The sequence below is a fragment of the Anaerocolumna jejuensis DSM 15929 genome (genome assembly GCF_900142215.1).
Lineage (GTDB): Bacteria > Bacillota > Clostridia > Lachnospirales > Lachnospiraceae > Anaerocolumna > Anaerocolumna jejuensis.
The window spans coordinates 51,838-60,562 of record NZ_FRAC01000036.1; the positions used below are offsets into that span (position 1 = coordinate 51,838).

The 8,725-nt window shown below is 36.5% G+C and carries 8 protein-coding genes; 7 read left to right on the forward strand and 1 reads right to left on the reverse strand.

Annotation, left to right across the window (positions count from 1 at the left end):
* Positions 1-114: 114 nt before the first annotated feature.
* On the forward strand, positions 115-1,719 hold the full coding sequence (locus tag BUB77_RS25620; RefSeq protein ID WP_073280024.1) for a glycoside hydrolase family 5 protein: 1,605 nt from the start codon (positions 115-117) through the stop codon (positions 1,717-1,719).
* Between the two features lie 164 nt (positions 1,720-1,883).
* Positions 1,884-2,990 (forward strand): DUF5104 domain-containing protein, encoded by a 1,107-nt coding sequence (locus BUB77_RS25625; protein ID WP_084124728.1) that lies wholly within the window; start codon positions 1,884-1,886, stop codon positions 2,988-2,990.
* A 142-nt stretch (positions 2,991-3,132) separates the two neighbouring features.
* Here BUB77_RS25625 and BUB77_RS25630 read toward each other — a convergent pair whose 3' ends face one another.
* Complete coding sequence (locus BUB77_RS25630; protein ID WP_073280026.1) at positions 3,133-4,872, reverse strand: ABC-F family ATP-binding cassette domain-containing protein; 1,740 nt, start codon at positions 4,870-4,872, stop codon at positions 3,133-3,135.
* A gap of 410 nt (positions 4,873-5,282) precedes the next feature.
* On the opposite strand from BUB77_RS25630, the gene BUB77_RS30165 reads away from it, so the two are divergent.
* From BUB77_RS30165 to BUB77_RS25650, 5 genes are all read left to right on the forward strand, one after another.
* On the forward strand, positions 5,283-5,456 hold the full coding sequence (locus BUB77_RS30165) for a hypothetical protein (RefSeq protein WP_170866753.1): 174 nt from the start codon (positions 5,283-5,285) through the stop codon (positions 5,454-5,456).
* Between the two features lie 138 nt (positions 5,457-5,594).
* Positions 5,595-6,452 (forward strand): MerR family transcriptional regulator, encoded by an 858-nt coding sequence (locus tag BUB77_RS25635; protein ID WP_073280027.1) that lies wholly within the window; start codon positions 5,595-5,597, stop codon positions 6,450-6,452.
* A 66-nt stretch (positions 6,453-6,518) separates the two neighbouring features.
* Positions 6,519-7,346 carry a creatininase family protein gene (locus BUB77_RS25640; RefSeq protein ID WP_073280028.1) on the forward strand — a complete coding sequence of 276 codons (828 nt, stop codon included), beginning with the start codon at positions 6,519-6,521 and terminating at the stop codon, positions 7,344-7,346.
* 166 nt (positions 7,347-7,512) lie between these two features.
* Positions 7,513-8,379 carry a DUF4261 domain-containing protein gene (locus BUB77_RS25645; protein WP_073280029.1) on the forward strand — a complete coding sequence of 289 codons (867 nt, stop codon included), beginning with the start codon at positions 7,513-7,515 and terminating at the stop codon, positions 8,377-8,379.
* A gap of 96 nt (positions 8,380-8,475) precedes the next feature.
* The coding region (locus BUB77_RS25650) for a transposase family protein (RefSeq protein WP_139241326.1) at positions 8,476-8,725 on the forward strand (250 nt) is incomplete at its 3' end.

Genomic DNA, 8,725 nt, shown 5'->3' on the forward strand with positions numbered 1-8,725 from the left:
TTCCTATATAGTAATATTAGATGAAGCAGAAGACAGAGATTAGTAATGAAATGAGGAGTATTCCTCATAGATTGATTCAGTCAAAGGTTATGAGAAATAAGGAGGTAGAATGCATTGGCTATTAAGGGATTCCTGCATACAAAGGGCGGTAATATATATAATGCTGAAGGCGAGAAGATACTTTTAAAAGGTCTAGGTCTAGGTAATTGGCTTTTGCCGGAAGGATACATGTGGAAATTTTATAAATCCTGTGACAGGCCAAGAAGGATTGAAGAATTGATTCAAAAGCTGGTTGGAGAAAAAAAGGCAAATCAATTCTGGGAGCAATTCAGGGAAAATTATATAAGGGAAGCAGATATTGAATGTATCGCAAAGGAAGGATTTAATTCTATAAGGCTGCCGGTTAATTACAGGGTAATTCAGGATGAAAAAACGGGGAATTTACTCGAGGATGGAATTACTCATATAGACAAGGTCATAAATTGGTGTACCAGATACGGCTTATATGTAATTCTGGATTTACATGGTGCGCCTGGCGGACAAACCGGTACCAATATTGATGACAGTGAAAATGATTTACCGGAGCTTTTTATGAAGGAGAGCAATCAGGCAAGAACCATACTATTATGGTATCAGCTGGCAAAACGTTATAAGGATAATGAAACCATCGGTGGGTTTGATTTATTAAATGAGCCGTTACCCCAGTGGTTCAGTCAATACAATGACGGGGTGCTGCCTCTTTATAGGGAAATAACAACCGCAATCAGACAAGTGGATAAAAACCACATGATAATCCTGGAAGGGGTTCATTGGAGCACGGATTGGAGCATTTTTAACGAATTATCCTTAAAAAACTTTGATGACAATTATATGCTGCAATTTCACAAATATTGGAGCAATCCTGATGAGGAAAGCATAAAACCTTACCTGGACATGGGAGAGAAACTTAATATCCCCATATTTATGGGAGAAGGGGGAGAAAATAACAAAGATTGGTATACCGGTGTCTTTCAGCTGTATGAGGACTTTAATATTTCCTGGAACTTTTGGGTATGGAAGAAGTTGGACACGAACAATTCTCCCTGCTCCATAAAATTGCCGAATGACTGGCAGCGGATCATTGATTATTTAGAGAGCAACATTTCTCTTGACAGAAATGCAGCCTGGCGGATATTGAGTGAATATCTTGAAAATATTCCTTTTGAAAAATGCCATTATAACAAAGCGGCAGTAAACTCAATTCTAAGAAGAATACCTTTTAAAATTCCGGCTGAATATTATGGATATAAAGGGGAAAACGTGGATTTCCATGTGGAAAAACCGGTTGAAAATTCTGTGGGTTTTCGGAAAGAAGATAAGAGCAGAATTCAATTTGTAAAGGGAGAAGGAATACTTAACTTTAAGCATTATGGCGGGGAAGAAAAAAGGGAGGAGGAAGAATTATATTTAGAAATAAGAAAGGGAGAGTGGTTCTACTATACATTCCATAGTGAAAAAAATTCTCTGAGCAAGATAGTGCTTAAGGTTTTGGCGCTGGAATCGGATACAAAACTAAAGATTTCCATCAATGACGCTGCCACTATTGAAAGGGTCATTGACGGTATGGAAATTTATGAAGAAATGATAGATAAAAAAATCATGCTTGAAGACTATTCTAACCGGATGAAGATTTCATGTGAAGAAGGCAGTCTGAAATTATTTTGGATTAACCTTATGTAATCCAGACTCGGGATAAACCTTGGTGGCCGGCTCATGCAGGAATATCCATATTGATGTATCTGAGGCTATTTGACTATATGGGAAATAATTGATATTATGTTGTATAGCAGTATAATGTGATGAAGAACTGATGATTTATAAATCTACAATTGTGGTGATATAATATGAAAAAACGCTTAGTTGTTATTTCGTTTTTGCTTTTTATAACAGTGTATTTGACCTCCTGTTCAAGGATTGCCATGCTTAATTTTACGACAAGTCGTGACAATAAGCAGTATCGTGAAATGGTGGATAAAGTTTTCGTTGCATTGGATAGCGAAAACAAGGAAGAACTAAAAAAGCTTTTTGCAGAGAGTGTCATCAAAACAGACTCAGATATTGATAGTCAGATAAATGCTTTATTCGAATATTATAAAGGACCCAAGGAAAGTGATGAAGGGGTAGAAGCTACTCAGACAAATGAAGATGTTGAGCATGGTAAAAGGAAAATAGAGCTCAATGGCTCGTTCTCCGTACAAGCTTCAGGGGTTAAGCACAACGTGTATTTATCCATTCAATCCGTCAACGACTTTGACAAGAGCGAGGTAGGCATACATAAGCTCGAATTTGATTCAGACGAGGCGATAAACGGTAAATACTTCATGCACTATACACAGGATGGAGTACATATTCAAACCTCATCCCAAAAACGCAGCGATGTCACGAAGGTTGATTCCTGGATGTTGGATTATACCTTTGTTGACCGTGATTTAACATCGGACGATTATATAGCCTTGGTAAAGAAAGATAACGATTTTGAGCATTTTACAGCATCTGCAGGTGTGGCAAACTGTTCAAACAGCACATATGACAGGTATTATTATGAGCTTGAAAATAAATTATTTTTAGTTTGTGTCGTTGAATCAGGGAAAATAGAGTTCATAAAGCTGGCAAATGAGGATGAGATTTTTTCTACACTCTGGATTGCCGCCGACAGAATCATGGTAGAAGGCGAATATAGGCAATACACGACCATAGACCGACGAACAGCTTTGAATGAGGAGGTCTTTAAGAAATTCTTTTTGCGAAGCAGCAAGTTAAAGGAGCTTATTAAGGAAGCCGGGCTGCCAAACGGTGATAAAAACAATGTATTTTACACTTATTATAAGCTCTCTGACAATCGTTTCGTCGTGTGCGAGTGTACAGCAGATGGTAAGAATATCGTGAGTTCTTATGTCGCCGATTCTGATCATAAGCTCTTCTTAATCTGGGAACAAGACGACAGCAAATAAAAATGTCTTCAAAAATCAGAAGGAGTATTCTGCATAGCCGTTGCTAGCTGCGCACAGATATCTAATATTATTATGAAAATCCGCTATACTCCATTAACTGGGATAGCGGATTCTGTATCAATATAATTTTCAATATTCAAATTTAAAGTAACTTAATCAGCTCTTCTAATTCTTCGGATAAAATTTTCGCAAGCTCAAAATCGGTATCTTTTAAAGCTAATTCTATCTTGGTTTCCAGTGCTTTTTTCTTTTGTTCAATTTCTAAATAGTCTCTGTCGAAATGATTTGCATAAGTCATCTTTCTGAATTTTCGCATACTCATTTTTCGAATTGTTTTATCTTCAATGATTAAAACATAATCCATACAGTTTACGATAGAATAGAAGTCATGTGAAATCATCAGAATCGCACCATTATAGTTTTCGATGGCTTTTTCCAGGGCTATTTGTGAATAGGTGTCCAGATGACTTGTGGGTTCATCAAGAAGCAGCAGGTTTGCTTTACCGGCAGAAATTTTAGCTATTTGGAGTATGTTTTTTTCTCCGCCGGATAGAGCTCCTACCTTCTGAGGAAGGACTTCCTCGTCAAAACCATAGCTTGAGAGATACAATCTAATCTCATCATTCGTTTTGAACCCCACATGAAAGAACTCTTCCAATACTGTATCAGACTCATTTAGCATTTCGCCTTGAAGCTGAGATAAAAAAGCCATTTTTACATTTTCATTTATTTCAATAGAATTATGATTATTTTTAAAGATTTCCCGGAGTAAAGTCGTTTTCCCGGTACCATTTGAACCAATCAGGGCCACTTTATCAGTAGATTTGAGCTCAAAGTTAACATTTTCTAAAAGAGTGTCATCAAAGGCAACACTGTAATCTTTGACGCTCAAGGCAATGGTTTCTTCCAGTTTATTATCTGTATCAAAGCTGATTTCCGGTTGTTTAATATCTACAAAGGGAGCTTTAATTCTACGAGCTTCTAAGCGTTCCTGGATTTTAATTCTGGCGTTAAGGGATTTCCCTCTGGAAGCTTCCGTATGAATGGTCGCGACAGATCTTAGTTTATCAATTATGAGCTCATTCCTCTTGATTTCTTCCGTATCAGCAGCAGCCAGTTCCTGCAGCTCAATTTTACTTTGAAGCAAGGAGAAGTTATAATCAATATAACGTCCATTAAATTCTTGAAGCAGCTTATTTTCAAGATGTATAATTTTGTTAAAACAATGATTCAGCAGATATCTGTTGTGGGTAATGACCAGCATACTTCCTTTGTGTGAATTAATTAGGTTTTTAAGAGAATTAAGGTTTTCAAAATCTAAAAATACATCTGGCTCGTCCATGATCATTAAGTCTGGACCGGTCAGCATTTCCTTAATTACCTGAATTAGTTTGAATTCCCCGCCGCTGAGTTTAGATACCGGCAGGCCTTCATGCCTGCTTAGGTTTGCCAGAGTTAGCTGCTTATTCATGTTGCTTTCGAAATCCTCTCCGCCAATTGCTTGAAATGCATCCAAAGCTTGCTGATACTTTTCCAGCAGGGAATCAATATCCGAAGCTGTTTCCATTTCGGTGCAAATGGAGGTTATTTCATTTTGCAGCTTAATAAATTCCTCCCCAATATATTCAAAAACAGTTATTTCTTTTGTTTTGTCCAGCTGTGAGAACTGGCTCACATACCCAATTCTGCAATTGGAGGATATCTCCAGCTTCCCCTCGAACATATATCTATCCGGGTCCATAAGGATATCGATCAGTGTACTTTTACCGCTTCCGCTTGTTCCTATGAAGGCACAATGCTGACCTTCTTCTAATGTGAATGAGATTTTATTATATAGCTCCTTTTGAGGAAATGAGTAGGATAAGTTATCAATTTTTATCATAGTAGCTCCTTTCGTGAATATCAGCTCTTTGATTTGATATTCCTGAATAGTAGTTGAAAAATATTTTTATTTTTCAATACCTTTCTTTATCAGTAAAAAAGAGCCTATCAAAATAAGCTCCTTGCCATATTATTTTCCCAATCGATGCCTTACGATGAATTTGATTTAGCAGAGGCATTCATATGAATTTACCATTGGTAGCATAACACTTTTTGCGAATGATTTCAATCATTTCATATGAAAGCTGTTTGTGTAGTTGGAAGATTTGACACCTTCATGGAAAGGTAAAGATGTTATAAGGCTCCCTCTCAAGGCACCGCAGCGTCAGTTCCTTTCCCGATGGACAAAAATCAGAGAGCTCATCACCCTCTGCACCCTAAAAATTCTAGACACATTTTAACAGCGGGACTTTGGAAAATATGGTCATTGAAGACAACATAATTAATGGCTGCGGAACGTATGGTATTGAAGCGGCAAAAGAGGTAAAGGGGAGTGTAACAATTAAGGAAAATAAAATTACAAATATAAAATTGGATAAAATCCAAAATAATGCATCGAAAAATTTGAAATTTTCTGCGAAATGAAGTAAGTTGATACTTATGATAAGCCAATAACCGACAGATAGCCCATGAGAGTATAAAAAGTAAATTTATCAGGTTCCTTACATATTATCTTGCTTTGGGATATAGATTTAAAACAGTAGAGAAGAGAGATTGTGAAAAATGGACAATAGTATTTTATTAAGTATTGGTCAGTTAGCAAAAATATGTAATGTTTCACATAAAACATTGAGATATTATGATAATTTAGGCCTTTTAAAGCCAACAATGGTAAATCAGGAAAATGGTTATCGGTTTTATTCAAAATGGCATGTAGCAAGAATTATGACTATAAAACAATTACAGGATATAGGTGTTTCTTTGACAGAAATCAAAAGCTTTTTGCAAAAGGATGGCAGTGCAAATGTAATTGAAAGTTTGCAAAATATTCTCACTGAGCAAGAAAATGAGCTTGAAGAACAAATACAGCAATTACAAGGCAGTCTTAGAAAAGTTAAATTATTACAAGATCAGTGCGGAAGTATTAAAGCTAAAGTAATATTTGATACACACTCACAAATAATTATAAGAAAATTGCAAACAAGGCGGATTGTTTTTAAGCTATACCGAGGTGAGTATAAGGCTGATGTTTTCAGAGAATTTTATAAATCAATTTTAGATAGTTTCATTCAGGATGGTGTTGACATTTCAAGTATAAATTCTTCTCCTTTAGCTATATTGAAAACTGATAACACATCAAGCAGTATTGAGTTAAAAATAGGCTATGAATTAAAATCAGACTTTACACTAAATAAATATAGCCAAGAGAACATTATTGGGGGCGAGTACGCTTGTTATATACATGAGGGGAATTATGACAGCTTAATGCGGGATTTATATGGAATAATACGTAGCAATATTGAAAAAATCGGGTATAAAGTAATCGGACCAAGTGTAGTAAATTATTATATTAACGAAGCTGTAACTCCCATTAGGGATAATTTTATAACGGAAATACAATTTCCAATAAATAAAAAATAAAAATTGAATTGACACTCTCCTTAGGGCAGCCTTTATGATGAAAATAAAAACCAAGGAGTGATATGTATGAGCTATTCTATTTTCGAACAAACAATGGTGGATATGACTTATTCTGAAATTGAGGAAGTAATTACAAAAGAAGGATGCGTTTTATTACCTGTTTCTGTTGTGGAAGAACATGGACCTCATTTGTGTACAGGAACAGACATTTATCTTACACAGACAATTTGTAAAAAAGTTAGTTTGCGGTTAAAAGAACTGGGACTGGAAACGGTCATAGCGCCGCCTTTTTATTGGGGAGTAAATAGTATAACAAATGGTTTTACCGGCTCATTTGAAATTAAGCCGGAAACAATGATAACATTACTTCTGGAGATATTAGGAAATTTAAAAAAATGGGGATTTAAAAAGATAGTTTTATTTAATTTCCATGGAGATTTTGTTCATATTAAAACCATTATAGAAGCTGTATGTAAAGCATATACAGAACAAAAAATTGGAGTATATTTTATTAATGATACTAACCTTTTTACACAGCTGGGCTTTATAGAAAACCAACCCTATCTTATAAAAGTAATGATGAAAACAGATACAAAAACGATTGACTCAAAATATATTGATATCCATGCAGGTGCTATTGAGACAAGCTGGATGCTTCATCGTTTTAAGGAACTAGTAAATATTCCACTATTACATACATTAGGACCATCTCATACAACCCAAAGAGATCTTAGGCAATGGACTCAAGGTGGTGAAGGTGCTAAAAAAATAACACCATTGGGCTATTGTGGAAATCCTGCGGATGTGGATTTGGAAAATATCAAGATAATTGAAAAGAATACTATTGAAGCATATTCACAAACAATTTTTGATTTTCTTAACAAAATAAAATAGAATAAGTAATAGTTTTTGAATAGGCATCGGACCAAGCTGGACCGGTGCCAGCTTAATTTTATCCCAGATTATGACGATATAATAATATTGTAATTGGCGCAGCAAGCGCATTGTACCGGATGGTATGATGTTAAAATAGGTATGAAAAATAAGCGGAGGAAGTTTCATGGGCATTTTAGATAAATTTAACAAGAAAGAAAGCAATTCCTTGAAGCAGGATTTAAGTCAAAAGGAGCAGCCGGGTTCTGTTTTTATCATACATCTGCTGATGAAGGAAAAGTGTGAGATGCCATCCCAGGAAAAGATGACTGCTGTTATGGAAAAGCATCTGGGAGAAGTAGATTGTTTCTGCCACGACACAAAGGTGGCTGGATTTGCGCCAAAGAAATACAAGGTGGAGTTTAAAGACGGGAGCATGCCGCCGCAGCTGATGGTCATGGAATGCTTTAAATCGGATGGCTATCAGCTTGATGATATCACAAAAAGCCAGATGTGGGATTGTGAAAACAGTGCCGAGATTCTGTCTGAATGCAATTATCAGGTAGTTGCAACCGATATGCTTGCGGGGGCCATGACGGATTATAAAGACAGGGCGGATATGATGATGGACTTTATGGAGGCACTTGTGGAACTATACCCGGAATGTGCTGCCGTACAGTTTCAGACCTCCGGTAAAATGTTTACGAGGGAGAAAATCTTAAATCATCAAATTCCACGGGAAGACCGGTTTATCTATTTTGCAGTCAATGTCCGTTTCTTCAACATTGAGAATAAGGAAGATATGCTGGTGGATACACTTGGCATGAGTACGCTATACCTGCCGGACCTGCAATATCATTTTCATGGAATGAATCCAAACTGGGTGGTCAACCATGCTTATAACCTGCTGAGCTATATGTACGCGAACAATGCACCCATCAAAAGCGGCGAAACGGTAGATGGAGTAGCAGACGGACACATGGAACGAACTGTGCAGTGGAAATGCCGGTATGAAAATGCTTTAATCCAGCCTGCCAGCAGCTCTGAAAGGTAAATATTTTTCGCACTGATTCATACAATTAAGATAGGCTTGACAGTTGTTATTGTGATAAACTTTAAGAAAAGTTTTTCGCAAAGGAGTATTTTACTGATGACAAGAGCTGAGAGAAGACAATTAAAAAAATCCGAGGGGAATCCTCTGGTTGAATTTTTAAAAGTACAGAAACATTTTTACAAAGACCTCTGGAGTGATTTTGCCGGAGTTCATGACCCAAGACATTCCAGCTACATCGACTACTCAAGTGATGTCATGCTAACTATGCCACTGATGAAAAATATTTGTGATATAAGAAGTATGCAGGAGATGTCTTCCACTTTTAATACGGAAGAATGCATAGCCA

What these genes read in the sequence shown, in the direction of transcription:
- BUB77_RS25640 (WP_073280028.1), top strand. Translation starts at nt 6,519, where the DNA reads ATGAGCTATTCTATTTTCGAACAAACAATGGTGGATATGACTTATTCT.
- BUB77_RS25630 (WP_073280026.1), bottom strand. Translation starts at nt 4,872, where the DNA reads ATGATAAAAATTGATAACTTATCCTACTCATTTCCTCAAAAGGAGCTA.
- BUB77_RS25635 (WP_073280027.1), top strand. Translation starts at nt 5,595, where the DNA reads ATGGACAATAGTATTTTATTAAGTATTGGTCAGTTAGCAAAAATATGT.
- BUB77_RS25645 (WP_073280029.1), top strand. Translation starts at nt 7,513, where the DNA reads ATGGGCATTTTAGATAAATTTAACAAGAAAGAAAGCAATTCCTTGAAG.
- BUB77_RS25625 (WP_084124728.1), top strand. Translation starts at nt 1,884, where the DNA reads ATGAAAAAACGCTTAGTTGTTATTTCGTTTTTGCTTTTTATAACAGTG.